This window comes from Actinophytocola gossypii (assembly GCF_025165815.1).
In the GTDB taxonomy this organism is placed as follows: domain Bacteria; phylum Actinomycetota; class Actinomycetes; order Mycobacteriales; family Pseudonocardiaceae; genus Actinophytocola; species Actinophytocola gossypii.
On record NZ_JAFFZE010000004.1, the window covers coordinates 220,881 to 244,099 of the forward strand.

Genomic DNA, 23,219 nt, shown 5'->3' on the forward strand with positions numbered 1-23,219 from the left:
GAACGCCGGCGCCAGGTCCGAACCTCGTACCGATACGGAGCGCGGCAACGATTCCGTGCCGAGTTGCCCCGCGCGGGAAGGACCTACGCCGGCGCGACGACCAGCGCCGTGGTCTCCACCGGCAGGTCGAACCGCGTCTCGACGCGCAGGCCGGCCCGGTCCAGCAGGTCGCTCAGATGTTCCATGGACCGGTGCCGCCCACCCGTGGTCATCAGCAGGTGCAGGTCCCACAACGCGGGCAACACGGTCGGGTTCTCCTCGACCACCAGCCGGTCGAGCATCAGCAGCCGCGCCCGGGGCCCGGAGAAACCGGCGCGGATACGCTCGAACACGGCGACCACGTCGTCGTCGGAGTGGCCGGCGAGCACCCGGCACAGCAGGTAGACGTCGCCACCGGACGGCAGCGACACGGTCATGTCACCACCCACGACGACCGTCCGGTCCGCCATCCCGTTGGCGCTCAGGTTCGCCCTCGCCGTCTCGACCGTGTTCTCCCGGTCGAACAGCGTGCCGCACGCGGTGGGGTGTGCGGCGAGGATCTCGGCCAGCAGTTGACCGTTGCCGCCACCGATGTCGATGACGTGCTTGCCCGCGAAGTCGAACACCGACGGCACCTGCGCGAAGAACAGGTTGCCCGCCCTCATCGCGCGCTGGAAGCGGTCAGAGAACTCTGGGTGCCGGGCGTTGTGGGTGTAGAGCGCGGTGCCGAAAGCGATCTCGAAACCGGCGGCGGCGGTCCTGATCGCCTCCGCCGCGTGGCCCCAGGCGGTGTAGAACTCCTCGCCGTAGAGGAGGACCATGTCCCGCTGCGAGCCGGGCTCGTCCAGCAGGAGCCGGCTCAGGTCGGTGTTGCGGTAGCCGGTCGTGCCGTCGCCGGAGAACACCGACATCGCCACCAGCAGCCGCATCAGCCGGTGCACGCCGTCCTGTTTCGCCCCGGTGGCCGCGGCCAGGTCGGCGTCGGTCACCCGTCCCGCGGCGACGTGATCGGCGATGCCGAGTGTGGCGGCGGTGTGCACGGCCTGAGCCCGCCAGCCACCGGTGATCAGCTCGACCATGGCCCGCGCGGTTCCCTGTTCGGCTGGTTGTCGTACCTGGGAAGAGGGTGAGGGGTGATCCACGTGTGGTCCCTTGGTGTCAGGTTGGGATGCCGCCGCGTTTGATGGTTGGGACCTCGATGCCCAGTGCGCGCAGTTGGTTGAACGGGTTCATGAACTCGCGTTGGGTGACGATCTTCCCGTCCCGCAGCTCGAACGAGTGCAGGAAGTGGTTCTCGTAGTAGCCGGGCTCGTAGTGGGGGTAGCGGATCTGGCCCTTGCCGTCACACTCGGCCCAGAGGTGGTTCGGATCCTGTGTCTCGAAGACGTGGATGTTGTACCAACGCCAGTCCGGGAACATCCTCAGCGACCACTCGCCGTGTGCCCGGAGCGTGTCCAGGCCACGGGACACCACCGGATCCTGGGTGTCAGCCGTATAGAGCCCGGCGCTGCCGTCCTCGGTGAACAGCAGGTAGCGGGTGCGGCGGTTCTCCCCGTACCGGCTGAGGTAGTCCTCGACGGTGGCCCGATTCCGGCGGCGGAGGTCCAGGTCATCGGTGAAGGGGGACTGCTCGGCGGTCTCGGTCATCGGCTCCTCGCAGACGTGAGGGTGAGTCGGACACCGGTGGTCAGTGTCCTTCGCCCTCGGTTGGAGGGTCAAACGTCCAACCACCGCCCGATCTCCACTTGGACACCTCGTGGACGCCGGGTCGGGAGCCGTAGCGTCGCCCGGGTGTACCGATACGTGGTCGCCGACGTGTTCACCGATACCGCGCTGCGGGGCAATCCGGTCGCGGTGTACCTGGACGCGCGAGGTCTGGACAAGGTGACCATGCAGCGGATCGCCCGGGAGATGAACCTCTCCGAGACCTTGTTCGTGCTGCCCGCCGAGGCCGACGGAGACGTGTGGGTGCGGATCTTCACCCCGGTCAACGAGTTGCCGTTCGCGGGCCATCCGACCCTGGGGACCGCCGTGGTGCTCGGCGAGACCCACCGCGGCGACGTGCTGCGGATGGAGACGGCGATGGGAACCGTGCCGTTCACGCTGAGTCGGGACGGCGGCGGCCGGGTCGAGATGGTGACCATGGAGCAGCCCATCCCCGAGTGGTCGCCCTATCCGGAAGCCGACCATCTGCTCGCCGCGCTCGGCGTCGAGGAGTCCACCCTGCCGGTTGAGGTGTACCGGAACGGACCCCGCCATGTCTACATCGGACTTCCGACGGCGGCTGACCTGTCCGCGCTGCGGCCAGATCAGCGGGAGCTGGCCGAACACCTGGACCTGGCGGCGAACTGCTTCGCGCCGTGGGACGGACGGTGGCGCACTCGAATGTTCTCCCCCGCCTACGGGGTGGCCGAGGACGCGGCGACGGGGTCCGCGGCCGGCCCGCTGGCGATCCATCTGGCGCGACATGGGCTGGCGGAGTGGGACCGGGAGATCGTGATCCACCAGGGTGTGGAGATGGGCAGGCACTCGGTGATGCGGGCACGGGCGGTCCGCGGCGAGACCGGGGTGAACCGGGTCGCGGTGTCGGGGTCGGCGGTCGTCGTGGCGCGCGGCGAATTGGACCTCGGCGAAACGTGAGCGATCGACGGTGGGTGCCGCCCGCGAGCCGGTGCTCCCCGACGCGGTCACCGGCCGGGGAGCACGGGGCGGTCATGGCCAGAGGCGAACCACGGACGCCGGCCAGGGAATACCGGACGGTCCACCCGGAGACGAACACCGACGCCGGCCACGCACCGGACGGTCACGGCTGAAGGCGGACGTGGTCCCAGCCCGTGTCTGTGCGGTCGTAGCGCAGTCGCCGGTGCAGCCGGTCCGGGGCGCTCTGCCAGAACTCCACTGTGGTCGGGGTGAGGTGGTAGCCCAGCCACCGCTCGGGCCGTGGCAGGGCCCGTGCCGGCTCGGCCAGGCGCTCGGCCTCCGCCCGCAGCTTCTCCTCGTCGTCGAGCGGGGCGCTCTGCTCGGCCGCTACCGACATCGGGTGGGTTCCGATCGGCCGCGCGTACCAGAGCCGGTCCGACTCGTCCGCCGACAGCGGGGCGGTTGGGCCGGTCAGGATGACCTGCCGGCCGGACTCGCGCCAGTACAGCACGCCGGAGGACCAGCCGGTGGCCTCGATGTCCCTGCCTTTCCCGCTGCCGGCATGGCTGGTGAAGACCAAGCCCTCGCCGGTGATCCGAATGGTTTGCACGATCCGGTTGGACACCCGGCCCGCGCGGTCCGCGGTGGCCAACGCCAGCACGCCCGGCTCGCGCGCGCCAGTGGCCCTGGCGTCCTCGAACCACTCGGCGATCGTGGCCAGCGGCTCGGCCGGTGGGTTCGTGAAGGGCGTCATGCCGCACCTCCCGCGGACCCGACACCGAGTCCGGACAGCCGCGGGTCGGTGAACCGGCCCTCGACCGTGGCCTCCACGTCGAAGCGCACCCGTTCTGTCGGGGGATGGCCGATAAGCTCCATCGCCCGGTGCGGCGGCAGTTCCTGTCCGGCACCGAAGTCGTCCGACTCCCAGATCATGACCGCACCCCACCTGTTGCCGACGGGGTCGGCGATCCACAGCTTCAGCCGCAGGCCCTCGACCCGCTCCCACGGCTCCACCGCGCCGTCGCGGAGGTAGTCGCGCAGCGACTCGATGGTCTGGGTCGACTCGGACAGGTCCCACCAGGTGATTGACGCCTTCATGCGGCCAGTACCTCTCTGATCCGGGCGGCCAGGATGCGGGGGCCGTTCTCGGTGAGCACGGACTCCGCGTGGAACTGCATCGAGGTGAAGTGCTGACCGCGCAGCGCGTGCACCTCGCCGGTCTCCCGGTCCCTGCTGATCTCGACCACGCCGAGGTCCGGGAAGTCGATCTTGTCGTCGTCGCTGTGCGCGGCGAACGAGTTGTAGAAGCCGACCAGCTCCACGTCGCCGAACAGCTCGACGGCGCGTTGCCTACCCTGGTTGGAGGTCGAGCAGCGGCGTACCGGCAGACCGAGCAGGCCACACAGCACCTGATGGCTCAGGCACACCGCCAGGAACGGGTGCCGGTCGCGCAGCAGCCGGTCGACGGTCTCGTACAAGGCCGCGATCCGCGGGTGTGAGCGGTCGGCCGGGTCTCCCGGGCCGGGCCCCATCACCACCAGTTCATAGTCCTCCGCCACGTACTCGTCGGCGAAGCCACGCACGGTCACCGCAAGCCCCATGGCGCGCAGCTGGTGGGCGATCATCGCGGTGAACGTGTCCTCGGCGTCCACCACCAGCACCCGGCGACCGGTCAGCCCGAAAACGTCAGGGGTGTCGCCACCGCGCAGCCAGAACCCGGACAGCCCGGTGTTGCGATCGGCCAGCGTCGCCCGTACCGCGGGATGCCCGGCCAGCGGCACCGGACGGTGGTCGTCGAAGGCGGCCAGCAGACCCGCGGCCTTGGCGCGGGTCTCGGCGGCCTCGGAGCGCGGGTCGGAATGGCGCACGACGGTGGCGCCGACCGAGATCCGCACCCGTCCGGCCGCGTCGATGTCGGCGGTGCGGATCATGATGGCCGAGTCCAGCACCGGCGCGCCCCGCCCGTCGCGACCCAGCAGGGCCACCACGCCGCTGTAGTAGCCGCGGCCCGCCGGCTCGTAGCGGGCGATCACCCGACACGCGCTCTCCAGCGGACTGCCGGTCACGGTGGGCGCGAACAGGGTGCGCCGCAGGATCTCCCTCGGGTCGAGGGTGGCCCGGCCCTCGATCAGGTACTCGGTGTGCGCGAGCCGCGCCATCTCCTTCAGGTACGGCCCGTCGACCCGGCATCCGCTGTCGCACACCGTGGCCATCATCTTCAGTTCCTCGTCGACCACCATGCGCAGCTCGTCGCGCTCCTTGACGTCGTGCAGGAACTCCAGGACCCCGGCCAGAGTGGAGCCGGTGACCGGGAACCGGTAGGTGCCGCTGATCGGGTTCATCACCGCCACCCCCGCGCGCAGGCTGATGTGCCGCTCCGGGCTGGCCCCGACGAACGTGCGGTCGCCGGTGTGCACGACGAAGGTCCAGTGCGCGCCGGTCTCGTGAGTACACAGCCGGCGGAAGACGGCGAGCGCGTGCGCGACCGTGTAGCCGGTGATGTCGGACAGCCAGGTTCGCTTGAGCACGAAGTTGGCGCCGGTGCCCTGACCGATCTCGTCGTCGACGACGGCGCGCACGGTGTCGGCGTAGTCGTCGTCAGGAACGTCGAAATGGCCGCCCGTGGTCCGCACCGGCACCTCCGGGATCCGGGCCATGGCCTCGGCCAGACCGATCTCCTCCTGGGCGGTGACCCGGAGCGCCAGCAGCGGAGCCCCGTCGTCCACCCGTGCGAAGCCGCGCTCGCCGACCTGGCGGTAGGGCACCAGCACCAGCACGTCGTGACCGGTCGCGTTCTCGTCGAGCCGCACCTCGGCGAGGGTCGCGGGTGACGTCACCTCCCCAACGATCACGTCGAGCCGGTCGGGGCCGTGCTCGCCCGGCCGGTGCAGCAGCGCGAACGGCGACGGCCGTGGCGCCAGCACCTGACCGAGCACGTCGGCTCCGGTCACCGGAGTGCCTCCGTGGTCGGCACGACGACGGCGCAGCGCTCGGCCGCGTACTCGATGGCCAGCCGGTGGTACCGGGCGGAGAAGTCGGCCACGGCATCGGCCACGAGGAACGCCTCGATGTCGTTGGTGAACGCCTCCATCGCGGTCATCAGCACACCGACGTGGGCGTACACCCCGCACACGACGAGTTGGTCGCGACCGGTCGCGCGCAACCGCGCCAACAGGTCGGAACGGAAGAACGCGCTGTACCGCCACTTGGTGAACACCCAGTCGTGCTCCGCCGGGGCGAGCGGCTCGACGAACGCGCGGTCCCGCTCGCTCGCTCGCATCCCGGGGCCCCAGTAGTCCGCGAGCAGGCCACGCTGCGCCTCGGTCATGTCGCCGGGCTGGGCGGTGTAGGCGATCGGGACGCCGAGCGCGCGGGCCCGGTCGCGCAGAGCGCCGACGTTGTCGACCAGTGGGACGCGCACGGCGTCCGGCAGCGGGCGCAGGAAGAACCGTTGCAGGTCGTGGATGAGCAGGACCGCCCGGCTGGGGTCGATCTTCCAGGTCGCCGTGTTCCGCGGCAGGTCGAGCGGCGTCGGTAGCGGATAGGGCTCGATCGCGGGGATGCCAACCACTCTCGTCGTCCTCTCATCGGGGCGGCGCGGGACTCACTCCGGGCTGTGCCGGCGTTCCAGCTGTTCGGCGAAGGTGCGCCAGGCGTGTGCGATCTCCACGGCGACGGCGGCGACGACGGGTCCGCAGTGTGCGGGCACCCCGTCGGCGAGGGACTCCCAGCGTCCGTCGCCGGCCGCGTGCAGCTCCAGCAGCCGCAGCAGTGCGCGGCCGGGCTCGGTGAAACGCAGCGACGGGTCGGCACGCAGGCGGCGGACCCGGGTGATCAGGTCGGGTCCGGGTGGCGGGACGTGCCTCGGCCCGGAAGGCCCGCACCGGCCCACCGGATCCGCACCGCGGGCCAGCCGCGCCTTGACCGAACGGGCGGTCTCCGGCGAGATGCCCGCGAGTCCGGCCACCTGGCGGAGCGACAGCGCCGGGTCCTCCCGCAGCAGCGCGGCGGCTCTCCGTCGCCGCTCGGCGGCGTCGGTCGGCCGTGCCCTGCCGTCACGACCGGTACGCACGGCGCAGGCGGTGGTGCGCGCGGCGCCGACGGTCTTGGGTGAGAGGCCGACCACGTCCGCGATCAGCCGGTCCGACCAGTGCGGGTGGCTGCGCAGGATCGTGGTGGCCGCGGCCTTGCGGTCACCCAGACTCAGCGGCAGGCCGTGGGTGGTGTTGGCGCGCACCGCGGCCACGAACACGTCGGCGTCCGCACCGTCGAGGAGTTGGGCCCGCACCGCGGTACGGCCGAGCGAACGGGCCGCGTGGACGCGGTGCACCCCGTCGAGGACGCGCAGCGTGCCGCGGTGCACCAGGATCGGCGGCACGCTGTCGATGACCTCGGCGAGCGCCCGTACGTGCCGCTCGTCCACCCCGGTCGACCGCGGCGACCCGGCGACGCGTAGCAGGCGCAGCTCCACGGTGGTGGCGTCGTCGGCCAGCGCGGCCAGCCGCCTGACCGGGCCGTACTCGGCGAGAGTTGACATGTGCGACCCTCCATACCCGACTACCCCGGCCGACGGTAGGCGGCGCCGTGCAACAACCGCGCAACCAGGATTCTTCACACCCCATGACGTGAATATTTCCCTACTGGCACACGCCCGCCGCCGATAGCGTTCCGGAATACCCCATGGAACGCGCAAGGGAGTGGCAGCAGTGACGGTAACCAGTGACCCGGGCGTCAACGGCTTCAGCCCACCGACCCCCGAGGACATCGGGACCAACTATGACAAGTTGGGCTCCTTCCACGGCATGATCGCGAGTGATGTCGGCCTACATATCGGAATGTGGACCCTGCCCGGTGAAAGGAAGCCCGCGTCCACACTTCTCGAACTGTCCAACCGGTCCCAGGAGCGGGCGAACGACTACCACTACGAGACCCTCGGCCTGACGTCGACCGACCACGTGCTGGACATCGGCTGCCGCAGCGGCGGGACGGCGATCCAGCTGGCCCGGCGCAGCGGCGGACGGGCCACCGGGATCGATGTCAGCCGCGGTCAGCTCGCCGAGGCCGTCGCCAGCGCCCAGTCGGCCGGCATCTCCGACCGTGTCTCGTTCCAGTACGGCAACGCCATGGCCCTCGAGTTCGAGGACGAGTCGTTCGACGCGGCCGTGGCGCTCGAGGTGTTCCCGCACCTGTCCGACCGGCAGCGGGGATACCACGAGGCGTTCCGGGTTCTGCGGCCCGGCGGCCACTTCCTGGTGAGCGAGTTCGACCTGCGCAACGGGAAGCCGTCCGACGAGGAGCTGAACGCGTTCCTGCAGACCTGGCAGATCATGCCCCCGACCTCGCCGGCGAAGACCCTGGAGCGGGCGGCCAACGCGGGCTTCGACCTGGTCAAGGTCGAGGACATGAGCCAGAACGTCGCCTTCAGCGGCGAGGGGATGGCGTACCTCTACGCCGACCGGCGCGACGACATCGTCCAGGCCTACGGCGCCGAGGCCGCCGACCACATGGACCACGTGATGCCGCTGATTCGCTCCTTCTTCAACCACCACCTCGGCTCCCACCTGTACCTCCTGCGGAAGCCGCGGAAGGCGTGAATTCCTGACGAGGTTCGAAACCACCGGTCTCCGCACCCGGGCGGCACGACATGGTGAGATCCGGGCGAGGAGGGCGACCGCGCGCCGGTCGCCCTCCTCGAGCTCGTACCGGACATCGAGATCGTCTCCGAGGTCACGATCGCCGGAAACAGAAACACGACACCAGATAGGGGGCAGATGAGCACCACAACCGATCCCACGGTCCACTCCCTGCAGGACGTGGTGACCACTCACTCGAAATCCGGTCGGCTGACCGGACTCGTGCACGGCACGGCCACGGTGACCGTCGGTCTCATCGCGGGCACCTTCTTCGACTGGTCGGTCTCCATCATGCCGGCGCTGGCCACGTCGGATGACCGCACCTACGTCACCGTCATGCAGGAAACCATCAGGGTGATGAACAGAGGGCCGCTGTTCGTCGGCACGTTCATCGGCGCGTTCGTGTTCACCGGCGCCGCGCTGGTACTCCAACGACGGATGGGCGCACGGGCGGCCGTGCGATGGATCCTCGCCGGGCTTCTGCTCTACCTGGCGACGCTGCTGATCACCTTCGGGATCCACTTCCCGCTCAACGACACCCTGGACCGGGCCGGCGACCCGGACACGATCGCCGACCTCGCCGCCCTCCGCGCGGAAACCGAGCAGGCGTGGGTGAACGCCCACACCGTCCGGACCATCGCCACGGCGCTCGCCACGGCGTGCCTGTGCCGGTCCCTGTGGGTTCGCCGCGGGTGACGGTCGAGCCGACGCGACAGCGGCCGGGCGACTCCACGATCGTGCTGGAGTCGCCCGGCCGCTGTCGTATCTGCTACACCGGCTCCCAGACACCGGTCGGCGCCGTGGCCCGGACGACGTCGCCGAAGTCCCTCGGCGACCGGCCGAGAGCCTCCGGCACCCCGTCCGCGAGCTGGGCGTTGCGCCCGTCGAGCGTTTCGGTGAACAGGCCGATCAGCAGGTCGACGCGGGCCGGCGGCACACCGCGCGCCACGGCGTCGGTCCGGTACCGATCCCTGGTCACCGGCACGTAGGTGATCTCCCGACCGGTGGCCTCGCCGATCTCCCGGACGGTGTCGGCGAAGGTGAGCAGTCGAGGCCCGGTGACCTCGTAGAGCCTGCCGATGTGCCGATCGTCGGTCAGCGCGGCGACCACCACATCGGCGATGTCGTCGACGTCGACGAACGGCTCGGCGACGTCACCGGCCGGCAAGGCGACGACACCGCCGCGGACGGCGTCGACCAGGAAACCCTCACTGAAGTTCTGCGTGAACCACGCGGACCGCACGATCGTCCAGTCCGCACCGCTTTCCCGGAGGATCTTTTCGCACTTCTCCGCCTCGTGCTCGCCCCGGCCGGACAGCAGCACCAGGCGGTCGACCCCGTTGCGCCGGGCCAGGTCGACGAACGAGACGATGCGGTCCGCGGCACCGGGATAGGCGATGTCGGGATGGTAGACGACGAACGCCGCGTCCGCGCCGGCCACGGTGGCGGGCCAGGTGTCCGGTTCGCCCCAGTCGAACGGTGGGGTGCTGGCGCGGGACGCGCCGCGGACCGAGACGTCGTGCGCCATCAGCCGCGAGACGACCCGCCGCCCGGTCTTTCCGTTGGGTTGGAGTACCAGGATTTCCCTGGCCATACTGGCCCACCTTTCGGATCGCGGATGTGCCGGGCTCGACCGCGTCATCGGTTGGCGCGTGCGCGTGCCCGCGAGCGCCGCACGCGCGCCGGTCGCCGGTGCAGCCACCAGTACGCGACAGCGAGGTTCACCATCCAACCGAGCCAGAAGCCAGCGAGCGGATGGATGACCTCGGGGGCGTGCGGCACACCCGGGATCGCCGGCACCGCGAGGAACAGCACCCGGCCGGTCACGATCCCCATGGCGGCGGCGAAGCTGTAGAGCATCCACCGACGGTGGTCGCGGGTGTGCCGTGCCCGGCCCGCCGCGTACCCGCGCAGCGTGGTGACGAGCCCGATCACCGCCCAGACGCTCGCGCCGATCGCGCCAAGCGGGTTCAACTCGCCCAGCGGCACCACGGCCAGGGCGAGCGCACAGGACGGCAGCATGCCGGCGAACACGTAGGTACGACCGCTGATCCGGTGCGCCTTCGGATGGGTTCGGCGTAGCCACGGCCACAGCTGCACACACACGGTGGCCAGGGTGATCGTGCCGAACAGTATGTGCCCCAACAACATCGGATAGTGCAGCGCCACCCGGACGTTGATCGGCACCAGCGAGTTCGCCGGGTCGAGCGTGACGTACGGAGGCAACGAGACGGCCAGGAAGGCCACGATCAGCACGACCAGCGCGATGAGTCCACGTGGGCGCCTGCGCCGGCGGACCGGCCTCGATTGGCGAACTCGCGGCGGCCGGTGGTTCAGGGTATTCGACACGAGAGGCTCCTCGCGGGCCTGGTCAACGTTGCGCGGTGGGGGTTCCACGCATTTCGCCAAGACTCCCCTGATCGCCGCACCCGAACCAGGGAGCAGGCCATGCCCGGAAGGTGAATAATTCCTATGGGTGGACCGAAGCGACTCGGGCATAATGTCCGGTATGGCGGCGCGGGCGCCGTCCATGGCGGAATGTCATGGCCCAAGCGGGGCACGAGCGATCGAAACCAGCGCACGAGGAGTGATAATGGACACAGTTCGGCTCGTCGCACTCGTTGTGGCGACGGTGAGCAGCGGTCTCATCGCCGGCCTGTTCTTCGGCTACCACGCCGCGGTGGTCACCGCGTTGCGCGCAATGGACGATCAAACTTACGTGAATGTAAACCGGAACGTCAACAAGCACATCCAGAACGGCCGCTTCTTCCTGACCTTTTTCGGCTCGGCGTTGTTCAGTGCGGTGGCCGCCGTACTTCTGCTCGGCGGTGGCCGCGGCTCGGTGCTGTTGCCGACCGGTCTCGCGTTCCTGTTCAACATGGCCGCGATCGTGGTCACCATCGGCGGCAACATCCCGATCAACAACGCGGTCGATCGGTCCACTCCCGACCAGGCCAGCGCGACACGGGAGCGGTACGAGACGCGGTGGAACCGGTTCAACGCCATCCGCAGCTGGCTGCACGGCCTCGGGTTCGGGTGCCTGTGCTGGGCGCTGGTCGCGTTCGGGGCGCTGTAGTCACCAGCGCCCCGAACGCTGGGGGCGGTTCTCAGGACATCGCCGGGAACCAGTCCACCGACGGCTCGGTGCGCTTCGGGAGCCATCCGGTCGCCTCGGTGAGCGCCGCCGAACTCACCCGCTGGGACCGGGCCAGGATCGCGAGGAACCCGCGGGTGAGCGGCCGGGGCAGACTCCGTGCCCGACGCGCGCCGGCCGCCGCGGCGATCACCGTCCCGAAGTCCCGCTTGCGCACCGGGGTGGCACCGAGGTTGTACACCCCGGTCGGGGCGGCCAGGGCGGCCACCACACCGGACGCCGCGTCGAACGGGTGGATCGCGGTCAGCCAGCCGTCCGGGTCGCCGAAGTACGCCGGGCCGCCGCGGCGCGCGCCCCGCAGCATCCACCGGCTTATCGCGTCGTCCCCGTGCAGGGTGGCGATCCGCAGGAACACGGCGGTCCGTCCCTCGCCGGCGAAGGACTCCGCGTTGACGTGGGCGGTCACCGACGCGACGGTCGGACCGGCCGGGTCCAGGCGCGCCCGCTCATCGAGCTGGGTGTCACCGCCGTCCGCGTAGACCAGGGACACGCCCTCCTGCACCAGTATCCCGACCCCGGCCGCGCGCGCGGCCATGGCGACCGTCCGACTGCCCTCGGCGCGCAGCCGGTCGTTGTCCGCCCAGTTGCGGCCGCGCAGCATCGCCCGCCCGACCGGGATCCTGGTCGCCAGGTTGACCACGGCGTCGTGCCCTCGGCACACCGCCGTCAGCGCGTCGACATCGAACATGTCCGCGACCGCCGGGGTGGCGCCGAGCGCCTCGACCGCCGCGACCCGGTCCACGCTACTGGCCAAGCCCGTCACTCGGTGCCCCTCGGTCAGCAGCGTCGGGACCGTCTCGCGGCCGAGCACACCGGTCGCTCCCATCAGCAACACGCGCATCGCCGTCACCTCTCACTTCTCGGACCGCGTCAGGCGGCCGGTAGGTCAGCTCGGTCGCCGACGAGGCGTCCGTGATCGAGCACGCCGATCCGGTCGCACACCGACAGCACGTCGTCGGCGCGGCGGCCCGCGTAGAGCACGGCGGTCCCGTACTCGCGCAGGCGGCGCACCGTGGCGTGCAGCCAGTCGGTGTCCGCCCGGTCCAGTCCGCCGGCCGGCTCGTCGAGCACGAGCAGCGGCGGATCGGGCAGCAGTGCCACCGCCAGGCCGAGCGCCCGGCGCACGGCGGCCGAGCAGCGGTCGACGGCGACGTCGGCGTACTCCCCCAGTCGGACCGCCGGCACGACGTGGCCGACCCGGTCCCGTCCGAGGACGCGCGCCCAGAAACTCAGGTTCTCGATCACGGTCGCCGACGGCAGGATCACCGCGTCCCCCACGGCGTGCCCCACCAGCCTGGTACGCGCCGAGACGTCGAGCCGGTCGAGGCGGTGTCCGCCGAGCACTACCGTCCCGGCGTCGGCGGACACCAGGCCGCTCACGGCTCGCAGGACGGTGCTCTTGCCGGCGCCCTCGGCCCCGACCAGTCCGTAGATCTCGCCGGCACGCACGTCGAAGCACAGGTCGTCGACCAGCACCGTGCGACCGGCGGTCACGCGCAGTCCCTGGCAGGACAGAACGATCCGCGGGCGGCCGGTCCGCCCGAGTCTGTCGGCGACCGCGGGTACCGTCATGCGAGCACCTCCGGGATGGTTCGGCTGATACGAAACACGTACCGGACACAGCCTTACAGGAACCCGGTGCCGGCGACAGGGAGCCGAACACGGTCGGTGGTGTGAAATCGTCATGCCGCGATGACGGCGACCAGCAGACCGTCCGCAGCGGTCCAGCGGCCGGCGAACCGGGCGGGGCCGGGACGGCCGGCACGGAGTCGCACCGTGTACGCGCCGCCCGCCGCGAACTCGACGGTCGCGTCGCGAAAGGCCAGCCACTCTCCTGCCGTCGGGAACCATGCCTTGTACACGGCCTCCTTGACACAGAACAGCAGGCGGTCCCAACTGACATGCGGGGCGGTGCGCGCCAACTCGGCATACTGGTCGCGCTCGGCCGGCACGGAGACCAGTCCGTGGACACCGGTGGGCAGCGGCAGATCCGGCTCGGCGTCGATCCCGAGCGCGTCCAGGTCGCCCGCCCTGCCCACGGCGGCCGCCCGGTACCCGGCGCAGTGGGTCATGCTGCCCACGACGCCGGCGGGCCACACCGGCGCGCCACCGGCTCCACGCGGCAGTGGGCCCGGCGGGATCCCGAGCTCCGCGAGGGCGAGCCGGGCGCAGCGGCGTGCCGTCGCGAACTCGGCACGCCGCTTGGGGCTCGCGCCGGCCAGTGACATCTCCTCGGCGGCGAACAGTGGCGCCGGGGCCAGGTCGTCGAAGGTCTCGACCGAGCTGACCCCCGCGGGAAGGATCCCGGAGATCACTACGGTGCCTACGCCGGACCGAGCTCGGCAATCACGTCGGCGACCCGGCCGGGGGACTCCAGGGGCAGCATGTGCCCGGTGTCGGCCACCTGCTCGTACCGGGCGTTCGGCAGCGTCTCCGCCACCACCCGGCCCAGCCCCGGGTCGATCACGGTGTCGGCCGTGCCTGCCAGGACGATCGCCGGTATGTCCACCGAGGACAGTCCGGCGCGGAGGTCCATCCCGCGCGACGAGCGGAAGAAGTCCGCGCGCACGCGACGCGGGGTCGCCGCGAACAGCCGGCGGTTGGTCTCCAACGCCGACGCCGTGGGCTTCGGACCCATGGTCGAGCGCAGCATCCGCCGGCCGAGGGGACCTCGGGACACCGCCCAGCTGAACACCGGGTTGCCCATCAGGCGCACCTCGCTGTCGGGGGTCTCCCGGTCATGGGCGGCGGTGCCGAGCAGGACCAGGCCGCGCACCCGCTCGGCCGCGTCGTCCGCGTGCTCGATCACGTAGGACATGGCCGCGAACCCGCCGCCGGAGTGCCCGGCGAGCACCGCGTCCCGCGCGTCCACGGCGGCGAGCACCGCGGCCAGGTCGTCGCCGAGCCGCCGCACACCGACCGGCTCGGAGCCCAGGGTCGACTCGCCGTGTCCCCGCTGGTCGTAGCTGACGACGGTGTACCCCAGCCCCGCCAGCCGGCCGGCCACGCCCAGCCACGCCTTGCGGCCCGCCGCCCAGCCGTGCGACAGCACTGCCGTGCCGGTGCCGGAGCCGACCGGTGGGCCGAGCACGGAGACGGCGAGCCGGGCCCCGTCGCTGGTGCGCACGGTGCGCACGTGGGCGTCACCGCCGGCGGCCGGCTCGCGCTCGCTCCCGCCGACCAGCTGGTTGAGCCGGCCGAAGGCGGCCTGGGTGCCCTGCGAGTGCTGCAACCCGATGTCCGCGAGCTTGCCGAGGACCCGTGCGATGCCGCGGGGGGTCGCCCGGAAGTGCATCGACAGGCGGGTGCGCCGACCACCGGCCGCCGGTTCGAGGAGGTACTCGCAGGTGCCGGCGAACGCACCGGACACGTAGTCGGCCGCCAGCCGCCGCCCCGGCTCCACCTCGGTGGTGCGAGCGACGAACCGCAGCTTCGGACCACCCTTGTCGACGCCCTTGGGGTGCACGGTCACCTCGGTCTCGCCACCCGGCTTGTCGGGCCCGACCGGACCGGGCCGGAAGGTGTTCTTCGGCACCCACCAGCCGGCGCCCCCGTTGAGCTCGGCGACGAGCTCCTTCCACACGACGTCCGGCGAGGTGTCGATGAACGCCGTGTCCACGATGTCGAAGCCGTCGAAGGCCATAGCGGCTACCTCCTCCAGTTCCGGCGCCGGTCGAAGAAGCCCTGGCCGGGGGTCAGCACGTGGTCCGGGTCGTAGCGGTGCTTGGCCGCGACCAACCGCCACCAGTCGGCGCCGAAGTGGCGGCGCCACTCCCGCTGGTTCATGTCGGGGATGGCACCGATCAGGTACCGCATCCCCCCGAGCGAGACGGCGAGGTCGTAGAGCCGCCGGTTCTGCTCGAGCATGCCGGCGATTCCCTGGTCACCGGGTGGCGGCAGCCGCAACAGGTCGAACAGGTAGCCCACCGGCTCGTCGGGTGTCCGGAACATCGGCCGGTTCACCTTCGAGGTGTCGAACGGATACAGCAACGCGAACCCCATGCCGACGTCGGCCGGGGTCAGCTCGGCCGCCAGCTGCCGGGTGAACTCGGCGACGGTCGAGGCGGGCAGCACCAACGACAGCCACGGGTGCGGCTGGTGCCAGAACCCGTTCTCCTTCAACACCACCTCCAGCGGGTCCATCCGGAACACCCAGTCGCGGAACGGAAGGTCGGCCACGGTCGCCGAGGCGCGATCGTCCCGCAGCCCGGCGAGCAGCGCGGCCCTGTCCGGCGGGTTCCCCCCGTACTGGTACGCGCCGGCGTCGATCTGGTACCGCCACCCGGTGTCGGTGGCGTTGCGGGCCAGGGCACCGACCTGGAAGTCGAACCGGCCGTCGCGCAGGATCCGCTGTTGGTCGGCCAGATAGGTACCGAGGTCGTCGTAGAACAGGCTGAACGTGGTGACCCTGCCCGGCGCGGGAACCAGGTCGACCCTGGCCTTGGTGATGATCCCGACCTGCCCACCGCCGGCGAGCGCGGTGAAGAACAGGTCCGCGTTCTCGCGGGCGGATGCCCGCACCACGTAGCCCCGGCCGGTGACGATCTCGATCTCGGAGACCGTGTCGGCCTGCACGCCGTACTTCTGCACCTGGCCACCGATCCCACCGACGCTGATCGTGCCGCCGATCGACAGGTGCTGGTAGTCGGTGTGCGACGGCGGCATCTTTCCCTCCGCCATCGCCGCGTCCATCAACTGAGCCCAGGTCACGCCCGCGTCGACCCAGGCGCTGTCCCGGTCGATCCGGTGGATCGTGGACAGGCTCTTCGCGTCGATCGAGATCCCGCCCGGCACCGCGGCCTGGCCGTAGTTCGAGTGCGACTCCAGGTCGTCGGCGCTGCTGCCGCTCTGGCCGTTCATCGCGATCGTCAGGCCGTTGCACCGCGCGTACCGGACCATCTCGACGATGTCGCCAACCGAGCCCGGCCGCAGCACGGCCCCCGGTACCGCGTCGACCAGGTGGCCGAAGTCGGCGGAGAACCGGGACAGCACCTCGGGTGCGGTCTCCAGGGTGCCGTCCAGCCGCGGCAGACGGGCCACGCCGGTGGTGTCGGCACCGGCCACCGCCCACGAGCCGCTCGTCGTGCTCCAGCCGACCACGGCCGCGCCGACGGTGATCCGCTTGAGGACGCTGCGCCGGGTGAGGGCGCTGTTCGTCAGGTTCTTCATCTCTTCATCAGCTCCGTATCCCGGCGGCCCGACCGACGTGCTCGATGCCTGAAATCGTGGTGACCTGATAGGCGGACAGATCGAAACGCTTGAGTTGCTTGCGGAACTTCCAGGTGAAGCTCGGCCAGATCGACGGATTGCGGCCGTGCTCATCGAGGTACCAGCTGGCGCACTGCCCGGCGTTCCACACCGTGGTCGACAGCTTCCGCTGAACCGTCTCGTTGTAGGCGGTCTGCGCGTCCTCGTGCACCGAGACACTGGCCAGTCCGCGCTTGTCCATCTGGTCGAGCGCGTCGACGATGTAGGCGACCTGCGCCTCGATCATCACCGTCTGCGAGGAGTGGCCGAGGGTCGTGTTCGGACCGAGGAGCATGAACAGGTTGGGGAAGCCGGACACCGTGGTGCCCCGATAGGCCGTCATGCCGTCGGCCGCCCAGGTCCGCGCGAGCGAGTCGCCCCGGTCGTTCCACACCCGCCGCGCGATCGGCCGGTCGGTGGCGTGGAACCCGGTGCCCAGGATGATCGCGTCGACCTCCCGCTCACGGCCGTCGGCGGTGACCACGGAGTTCCCCTGAACCCGCACGATACTGTCGGTGACCAGCTCGACGTTGGGCTGCTGGATCGCTGGGTAGTAGGTGTTGGAGAACAGCATCCGCTTACAGCCGATGGTGAAGTCCGGGGTGAGCTTGGCCCGCAGCTCCGGGTCCGGCACGCTCTTGGTGAGGTGCTTGACGAACATGCCCTGTACGCTCTTCGCCGCGATCTTCGGGCGGCCGAGCAGGAACGCGAGCACCTCACGACCCCACTGGTTGTAGCCGCGGCGGAAACCGCGGTACCCGGGGATGTTGCGGAACAGCCATTGCCGGAACCGGCCGTTGGGCTTGTCGTTCTTGGGCGCGATCCACGCCGGCGTCCGCTGGTAGAGGTCCATCCGGCCGACCTCGGGCTGGATCTTCGGCACGAACTGCAACGCGGAGGCGCCGCTGCCGATCACAGCGACCCGCTTGCCGGACAGGTCGAAGTCGTGGTCCCAGCGGGACGAGTGGAACACGGTGCCGCCGAAGTCCGCGAGGCCGGGGATGTCCGGGATCACCGGGTCGCTCAGGTAACCGCTGCCGGTCACCAGTACCTGGGCGGTGTAGTCGCCCTGGCTGGTCTCCAGGTGCCAGCGCCGCACCGTCTCGTCCCAGCGCGCGGACAGTAGCTCGTGGTGGAACCGGATGTGCGGGCGCACGCCGAACCGGTCGGCGCAGTCGTTCAGGTACGCGTACAGCTCCGGCTGCTTGCCGTAGGTGCTCTGCCAGTCCGAGCGCTGCGCATAGCTGTAGGAGTAGAGCAGGGCGGCCACGTCGCACTCGGCGCCGGGGTAGGTGTTGTCGCGCCAGGTGCCGCCGACCTGCCCGGCGCGTTCGAAGATCAGGAAGTCGTCCTCTTCGGACTTCAGCAGGCGGATGGCCAGGCCGAGGCCGGAGAACCCGGCGCCGATGATGGCCACCCGCACGTGCGGGACTGGCTGCCCGCCGGTCTCGTCCTGGCGCACGTCGCCCGTGGTGGAGTCGGTGATCGTCATAGGTCCGCCTCCTCAGGCGTGGTGCCGGCTCGCGTCGACCTCGGGTTTCACCGGCTTGTTCTGGACCGTGGTCATTCTCGCCTCGTCTCGTCGTTCGCAGGGCCTGGTGACCTCATGCCGCGACGAGGTAACCGCGTCGGCCGCAAGAGGTCCGCAAGTGCACGCGGCGTTGCGTTCGCGTTGCGCCGGTCGTCTTTCCTGGGCACCACGACAGGCACACGACAGGCACAGTCGAGAGGAGCCAACGCTCATGGAACTGCCCACCGTCGAGGAACTGGCGGACCAGCTGCAGGACGTGTCCGGTGCGGAATCGATCGACGTCGACGCTCCGCTTCAGAAGATCTCGGACGTCGACTCGCTCGACCTGATGGAGTGGCTGTACAACTTCCAGTCCGAGTACCCGCACATCCCGGCCGACGAGTCGTTGTTCAGCGACATGGACGACACGACAACCCTGCGTACCGTGCACGGCCGGATCGTGGCGCTGGTCGCGCAGCCGGCCGCACAGAACTAGGGCCGCCCGTGACTGGCTTCGACATCACCGGCTGGGGCATGTCCGTGCCCGGGCGCGTGGTGACCAGCGTCGAGATCGCCGACCGGTTCGGGGTCACCGAGGACTGGGTCGTCAGCAGGTGCGGGATCCGCGAGCGGCGGTTCGTCTCCCCCGGGGAGACGACCGCCAGCCTCGCGGTGGAGGCCGGTCGCGCCGCGCTCGAACGCGCGGGGCTGACCGGCGCGGACATCGCGCACCTCATCGTGGCCTCGGCCACTCCCGAGCAGCTCTCCCCCGCCACCTCGGTGTTCGTGCAGCACGAACTCGGCGTCGCGGGGAGCGCGCACGACGTCAACGCGGAGTGCTCCGGGTTCGTCTACGGGCTCGTGACCGCGGCCGGCCTGATGGCGCTGGACCCACGGCCGATCCTGCTGATCGGCTCGGACACCCACTCGCTCACGATCAACCCGGCCGACCGCGACCTCAGCATCCTGGCCGGGGACGGCGCCGGCGCGATCGTGCTCACGCCGAGCCCGAACAACTGGATGCTGGCCTGGAACCTCGGGGCGGACGGTTCCCGCGCGGACAGCCTGAAGATCCAGGCCGGCGGGAGCCGGATGCCGACCACCGAGGAGACCGTCCGGAAAGGACTGCACTACTCGGAGATCAAGGGCAACGAGATCTACCTCAACGCCGTGCGGTACACCGTCCGAACGGTACGCGCCACGCTGGAGTCGGCCAAGGTCGAGCCGGGCGAGGTGGACCACATCCTGCCGCACCAGGCGAACATCCGCATCATCAACTCGATCCTCAACCACACCGGACTTCCCGCGGACCGGCTGATCACGAACCTCGAGCGCTACGGCAACACCGCGTCGGCGTCCATGCCGATCGCGCTGACCGAGGCACTCGACGACGGCCGCGTCTCCGACGGCGAGCTGCTCCTGCTCGCCGGGTTCGGCGCCGGCATGACCTGGGGATCGGTACTCCTGAAATGGGGTGGCGAACCCACATGAGTCAGAAGAACACCGCCGGCGTCCGTCCCGCGCAGCCGGTCGCTCTCGTCACGGGAGCGTCCGGCGGGCTCGGTCAGGCGTTGGCCATGGAGCTCGACGCGCTCGGCTGCCGGGTCGCGGTGCACTACAACAGATCGGTCGACGCGGCCCGCGCCGTCGCCGGCAAACTGGACAACCCCTCGATCGTGGTCGGTGGCGACATCGGCTCGTGGGACGCGGTCGGGACGATGTTCGAGGAGATCCAGGAGGGACTCGGCCCGGTCGACGTGCTGGTGAACAACGGCGGGATCCGCCGCGACGCGCTGATGGCGATGCAGTCGCCGCAGGACTGGCACGAGGTGATCCGGACGAACCTGCTCGGCACCTTCCACACGACCCGCGCCGCGGTCGGGGGCATGCTGCGGCGCCGTTGGGGTCGGGTGATCAACATCGTCTCGCCGTCCGGTCTGATCGCGTCCTCCGGTCAGACCGCGTACTCCGCCTCGAAGGCCGGGATCATCGGGCTCACCCGGTCCCTGGCCGCCGAGGTCGGCCGCCGCGGGGTGACCGTCAACGCGCTCTCCCCCGGGTTCATGGAGACCCCCATGACCAGTGGCCTGTCCGATGCCGTCGTCGACGGGATCCGCGAGAAGTCCCCCATCCCGCGGTTCCCAACCCCGGAGGAGGTGGCCGTGGCCATGCGTCTGTTCCTCGACAGCGACTGCGTCACCGGCCAGGTCGTCAGTGTGGACGGTGGTGTGTCGATCACCTGATCGATGGGCCAGACGACGACCTCCCACGAACGGCGGGTCCGCGCACGGCGGGGTGCGCGGACCCGCCGTTCGGCTGTCCTAGGCCGCGTCCACACCGCTGTGCGTAAGCCGGGACACGAGCTGGTCGCGCATCCGCGCCGGGATCGTCGCGGCGAAACGCCGCAGGTACTGGGCCAGGTGCGCCTCGCTCTCGAGGAAGGGCAGGTCGAACACCAGCAGCCGGCGAACCGCCAACAGCGGACTCGGCGAACGCAGCGGCCGGAACGTCCTGCTCCACAGGCCAGGCTCCGGGCAGACCGGGTGGAACTGGCCGATCATCAGACCATCGGCGACGAACTCGTCCTTGGCCTTACGTTGCAGCTCGTCCAACTCGGTCGAGTCCTCGTGGTCGAGATCGGGCAGCACCACCAGCAGGGCGAGCAGCTCCTGGTCCTCCTGGCTCAGGTCGGCGGACAGCCGCCCGTGCCAGTCCCGCAGCTGGGCGACCATCGACGGCAGGTCCACCCCGCTGCCGTCGTCGACCGGAACCCCGAGGAAGTACAGGTCCTTGCGCAGCGACGGCGCCGTGTACGGACAGACCGGACCGGTACGGCCGAGTTCGGGGTGCGAGGACATCAGGAACTCCCTGCTCCAACGCAGGATCTCGCCCAGCGGCCCGCGGTGCGGCTCGGGCACCTCGCCGCGGGCGACCTCGCTCGCCGGCCAGAGCTGGAGCCGGTCGTCGCACAGTACCGCACTCATCGCGGCGCCCTCCACATCGGACGCAGCACGGGACCGTCCGGCAGTACGATGTCTTCTCCCACCGGGAGAAAACCCATTCGCCGGCTGAGCCCGGCGCCGCCGGCGGAGCTGGTCTCGGTGTACATCCCGACCTCCTCCCGGTCCGCGCGCTCGGTCAGCGTCTCGGCGAGGGACCGCCCGGCGCCGCGGCGCTGGGCGCTCGGAGCGACCCCGCCGAAGGACACGTAGTAGTGGCGTCCGGTTGGGTGGCGTTCGGCCTGTCGCGCCATGACCGCCAGCAGCGCGTCGCGGTACTCGCCGGCGATCTCGCCGAACCGCTCGGTCAGCTCCGCCTCCCGTGCCGCCACCTTCTCCTGCGCGCCGGGCGGTAGGAACAGCAGCACGGCGTCGCGGTCGGCGGTGGTGAACACGCCGTCGTAGTCGAGTGAGAGGTCCACGTGGGCCCGGAAGAACTCGGGCAGGATCTCGGCGCGCCGCACCGGGTCGGGGAACAACCAGACCGCGACGGGGTCCGAGTGGAAGGAGCCGGCGAGTACCTCCACCAGCCGGTCGGTGTCGGTGGCCGACCTCATGGTGTCGGCCTGGGACGTCTCGGGGATGCCGTCGGGTCGCACAACGTCTCCGTCCGTCGTGGGGTCCGGGTACCGCTCCGCCGCCGGGTCGGCGCCGGCGGCGAGTTCGTGCACCCGGTCGTGCAGGTGGTCGAGGTAGCTCTCCGCCTCTGGCTTGAGCAGGACGCTGCGCAGCACGTGCGCCGATGCGGCGTCGCGGGCGAGGTCGGGGTGTCGGCGCCGGAGCGCGTCGGCATCGACCCGCACCACACTCAGGAACACCGGGTCGTCCGTCGCGGTCATGCCCGTGCGAAGCACCCGGTTCGAGGCCGTGTCGACCGCGCTCACGGTCGCCGCGCCGGTCGTCGGGAAGTAGGTGACGATGTCCAGCTCCGGGCGCTGGTACAGGCGCAGCCGTGGCCCGTCGTCGATCAGGTCCGCCCAGCGCAGCGCGGCCCGCCGGCTGGCCGACAGGGTGGCCCCGAAGCCCTCCGGTGTCAGCGGGAGCAGCTTCAGCGTCAACCACAGCGCCGCCGCGGCCGCGCCGGCCCGGGAGCACTCCAGGCTGATCTCGCCGAGGTGCAGTTCGGCGTCGGTGAAGTACGTGTACGGCGAGTCGTGGGCGAAGAACCTGCCGACATCGGGGTCCGCGAACAGGACCGCGCCGCACCCGTAGGGCTGGAGCCCGTGCTTGTGCGGGTCGACGACCACCGAGTCGCACTCGGCGATGGCCCGCCACGGCCGGGGGTCCAGCCGCTCCTCGGCGCCCGGCCGTGCGAGCAGGGCGAAGAACCCCCCGTAGGCGGCGTCCACGTGCACCCGGGCGCCGTGGCGGCGGGCCAGCGGCAGCACCTCGTGCACCGGATCGACAGCGCCGAGACCGGTGGTGCCGGCGGTGACCACGACGGTGCCGACACGCCCGGTGGCCAGCTCCCGCTCCAGGGCGTCGACCTCAAGTCGGCCGGCGGAGTCGACCGGCAGCGGGTACGCCGGCATGCCGAGCACGTGACACATCCGCCGGTGGGTGTAGTGCGCCTCGGAGCTGAACGCCACCCCACGCCCGGGGTGCGACTGGCGGGCCACGTACAGCGCCTCCAGGTTGCCGATGGTGCCGCTGGAGGTCAGGTGCCCGGTGGCGGAGCGCAGGCCGAACATCGCGGCCAGCGACGCCACGCACTCCCGCTCCATCTCGGTGGTGGCCGGGCCGCCCTCGGCCGCGTGGTTGTTGGGGTTGTGGAGCATCGCGGTGAGGTAGCCGACGATCGCCGCCGGATGCGGCGGTCTGACCATCTGGCCGGCATAGCGGGGATGGAAGAACGGGTAGTTGTTCCTCATTCGCTCGGCGAAGGCGGTGAACGCGGGCGCGAACGCGGCGTCGTCGACCAGCTGGGCCGGATGCCGGGTATAGGGGCCGAACCGATCGCCCCACCGCTCGACCACGTCGACCGCGTGGGAAAGCCAGTACCTCAGGTCCATGTGGCTCCCACTTCCGTTGTCACCTCTGGTATACGGTCAGCTACG

At 70.7% G+C, this 23,219-nt stretch carries 24 protein-coding genes; 7 read left to right on the top strand and 17 right to left on the bottom strand.

Annotated features, from left to right (window positions below; translation table 11 throughout):
• Positions 1–83: 83 nt before the first annotated feature.
• Together JT362_RS02300 and JT362_RS02305 are read right to left on the bottom strand one after the other, a co-directional pair.
• Positions 84–1,058, bottom strand: coding sequence for a methyltransferase (locus JT362_RS02300; RefSeq protein WP_260189302.1), 975 nt, complete (start codon positions 1,056–1,058; stop codon positions 84–86).
• A gap of 79 nt (positions 1,059–1,137) precedes the next feature.
• Complete coding sequence (locus tag JT362_RS02305; protein WP_260189303.1) at positions 1,138–1,626, bottom strand: PhzA/PhzB family protein; 489 nt, start codon at positions 1,624–1,626, stop codon at positions 1,138–1,140.
• A 144-nt stretch (positions 1,627–1,770) separates the two neighbouring features.
• Between JT362_RS02305 and JT362_RS02310 the strand changes: the two genes are divergently transcribed.
• Positions 1,771–2,619 carry a PhzF family protein gene (locus tag JT362_RS02310; protein ID WP_311202656.1) on the top strand — a complete coding sequence of 283 codons (849 nt, stop codon included), beginning with the start codon at positions 1,771–1,773 and terminating at the stop codon, positions 2,617–2,619.
• A gap of 163 nt (positions 2,620–2,782) precedes the next feature.
• On the opposite strand, the gene phzG is transcribed toward JT362_RS02310, so the two are convergent.
• The 5 genes from phzG to JT362_RS02335 are packed head-to-tail and all read right to left on the bottom strand — an operon-like array spanning position 2,783 to position 7,156.
• The gene (gene phzG / locus JT362_RS02315; RefSeq protein ID WP_260189304.1) at positions 2,783–3,373 is read right to left on the bottom strand and encodes a phenazine biosynthesis FMN-dependent oxidase PhzG; all 591 of its coding nucleotides are present in this window, start codon (positions 3,371–3,373) and stop codon (positions 2,783–2,785) included.
• Positions 3,370–3,717, bottom strand: a complete 348-nt coding sequence (locus JT362_RS02320) for a hypothetical protein (RefSeq protein WP_260189305.1) — start codon at positions 3,715–3,717, stop codon at positions 3,370–3,372. The genes phzG and JT362_RS02320 overlap by 4 nt, the downstream gene beginning before the upstream one ends.
• Positions 3,714–5,570, bottom strand: a complete 1,857-nt coding sequence (locus JT362_RS02325) for an anthranilate synthase family protein (RefSeq protein WP_260189306.1) — start codon at positions 5,568–5,570, stop codon at positions 3,714–3,716. The genes JT362_RS02320 and JT362_RS02325 overlap by 4 nt, the downstream gene beginning before the upstream one ends.
• On the bottom strand, positions 5,567–6,190 hold the full coding sequence (locus JT362_RS02330) for an isochorismatase family protein (RefSeq protein ID WP_260189307.1): 624 nt from the start codon (positions 6,188–6,190) through the stop codon (positions 5,567–5,569). Before JT362_RS02330 ends, JT362_RS02325 begins: the two co-directional genes overlap by 4 nt.
• 33 nt (positions 6,191–6,223) lie before the next feature.
• Complete coding sequence (locus tag JT362_RS02335; protein WP_260189308.1) at positions 6,224–7,156, bottom strand: ParB N-terminal domain-containing protein; 933 nt, start codon at positions 7,154–7,156, stop codon at positions 6,224–6,226.
• A gap of 169 nt (positions 7,157–7,325) precedes the next feature.
• Here JT362_RS02335 and JT362_RS02340 point away from each other — a divergent pair, with 169 nt between their 5' ends.
• Both JT362_RS02340 and JT362_RS02345 read left to right on the top strand, forming a co-directional pair.
• Entirely contained in the window at positions 7,326–8,213 is an 888-nt protein-coding gene (locus JT362_RS02340; RefSeq protein WP_260189309.1) for a class I SAM-dependent methyltransferase, read from the top strand.
• A gap of 177 nt (positions 8,214–8,390) precedes the next feature.
• Entirely contained in the window at positions 8,391–8,948 is a 558-nt protein-coding gene (locus JT362_RS02345; protein ID WP_260189310.1) for an anthrone oxygenase family protein, read from the top strand.
• A 73-nt stretch (positions 8,949–9,021) separates the two neighbouring features.
• Here the strand turns inward: JT362_RS02345 and JT362_RS02350 are convergent, their stop codons facing one another.
• Together JT362_RS02350 and JT362_RS02355 are read right to left on the bottom strand one after the other, a co-directional pair.
• Positions 9,022–9,846, bottom strand: coding sequence for an NAD(P)H-binding protein (locus tag JT362_RS02350; protein WP_260189311.1), 825 nt, complete (start codon positions 9,844–9,846; stop codon positions 9,022–9,024).
• Positions 9,847–9,890: 44 nt separating this feature from the next.
• Positions 9,891–10,508: a DUF2306 domain-containing protein gene (locus JT362_RS02355; protein WP_260189312.1), complete on the bottom strand. Its 618-nt coding sequence runs from the start codon at positions 10,506–10,508 to the stop codon at positions 9,891–9,893.
• 337 nt (positions 10,509–10,845) lie between these two features.
• Here JT362_RS02355 and JT362_RS02360 point away from each other — a divergent pair, with 337 nt between their 5' ends.
• On the top strand, positions 10,846–11,328 hold the full coding sequence (locus JT362_RS02360) for an anthrone oxygenase family protein (RefSeq protein ID WP_260189313.1): 483 nt from the start codon (positions 10,846–10,848) through the stop codon (positions 11,326–11,328).
• A gap of 31 nt (positions 11,329–11,359) precedes the next feature.
• Here JT362_RS02360 and JT362_RS02365 read toward each other — a convergent pair whose 3' ends face one another.
• The 6 genes from JT362_RS02365 to JT362_RS02390 form a co-directional block, all read right to left on the bottom strand.
• Complete coding sequence (locus tag JT362_RS02365; RefSeq protein ID WP_260189314.1) at positions 11,360–12,247, bottom strand: NAD-dependent epimerase/dehydratase family protein; 888 nt, start codon at positions 12,245–12,247, stop codon at positions 11,360–11,362.
• Positions 12,248–12,276: 29 nt separating this feature from the next.
• Complete coding sequence (locus tag JT362_RS02370) at positions 12,277–12,978, bottom strand: ATP-binding cassette domain-containing protein (RefSeq protein ID WP_260189315.1); 702 nt, start codon at positions 12,976–12,978, stop codon at positions 12,277–12,279.
• Positions 12,979–13,088: 110 nt separating this feature from the next.
• The gene (locus JT362_RS02375; protein ID WP_260189316.1) at positions 13,089–13,721 is read right to left on the bottom strand and encodes a 4'-phosphopantetheinyl transferase family protein; all 633 of its coding nucleotides are present in this window, start codon (positions 13,719–13,721) and stop codon (positions 13,089–13,091) included.
• Between the two features lie 8 nt (positions 13,722–13,729).
• Positions 13,730–15,049 carry an alpha/beta fold hydrolase gene (locus JT362_RS02380; protein ID WP_260189317.1) on the bottom strand — a complete coding sequence of 440 codons (1,320 nt, stop codon included), beginning with the start codon at positions 15,047–15,049 and terminating at the stop codon, positions 13,730–13,732.
• Positions 15,050–15,054: 5 nt separating this feature from the next.
• Positions 15,055–16,575 (bottom strand): FAD-binding protein, encoded by a 1,521-nt coding sequence (locus tag JT362_RS02385; RefSeq protein WP_260189318.1) that lies wholly within the window; start codon positions 16,573–16,575, stop codon positions 15,055–15,057.
• Between the two features lie 7 nt (positions 16,576–16,582).
• Positions 16,583–18,145, bottom strand: coding sequence for a flavin-containing monooxygenase (locus JT362_RS02390; RefSeq protein WP_260189319.1), 1,563 nt, complete (start codon positions 18,143–18,145; stop codon positions 16,583–16,585).
• A gap of 250 nt (positions 18,146–18,395) precedes the next feature.
• On the opposite strand from JT362_RS02390, the gene JT362_RS02395 reads away from it, so the two are divergent.
• From JT362_RS02395 to JT362_RS02405, 3 genes are read left to right on the top strand one after another with little or no spacing between them, the layout of a single operon-like run.
• A complete protein-coding gene (locus JT362_RS02395) occupies positions 18,396–18,659 on the top strand; it encodes a hypothetical protein (protein ID WP_260189320.1) in 264 nt (87 codons plus the stop codon).
• An 8-nt stretch (positions 18,660–18,667) separates the two neighbouring features.
• A complete protein-coding gene (locus JT362_RS02400; RefSeq protein ID WP_260189321.1) occupies positions 18,668–19,654 on the top strand; it encodes a 3-oxoacyl-ACP synthase III family protein in 987 nt (328 codons plus the stop codon).
• Positions 19,651–20,406 (top strand): SDR family NAD(P)-dependent oxidoreductase, encoded by a 756-nt coding sequence (locus JT362_RS02405; protein ID WP_260189322.1) that lies wholly within the window; start codon positions 19,651–19,653, stop codon positions 20,404–20,406. Before JT362_RS02400 ends, JT362_RS02405 begins: the two co-directional genes overlap by 4 nt.
• A 78-nt stretch (positions 20,407–20,484) precedes the next feature.
• Here JT362_RS02405 and JT362_RS02410 read toward each other — a convergent pair whose 3' ends face one another.
• Together JT362_RS02410 and JT362_RS02415 are read right to left on the bottom strand one after the other, a co-directional pair.
• Positions 20,485–21,147, bottom strand: coding sequence for a DUF6875 domain-containing protein (locus JT362_RS02410; RefSeq protein ID WP_260189323.1), 663 nt, complete (start codon positions 21,145–21,147; stop codon positions 20,485–20,487).
• Positions 21,144–23,174: an aminotransferase class V-fold PLP-dependent enzyme gene (locus JT362_RS02415; protein WP_260189324.1), complete on the bottom strand. Its 2,031-nt coding sequence runs from the start codon at positions 23,172–23,174 to the stop codon at positions 21,144–21,146. Before JT362_RS02415 ends, JT362_RS02410 begins: the two co-directional genes overlap by 4 nt.
• Between the last annotated feature and the right edge of the window lie 45 nt (positions 23,175–23,219).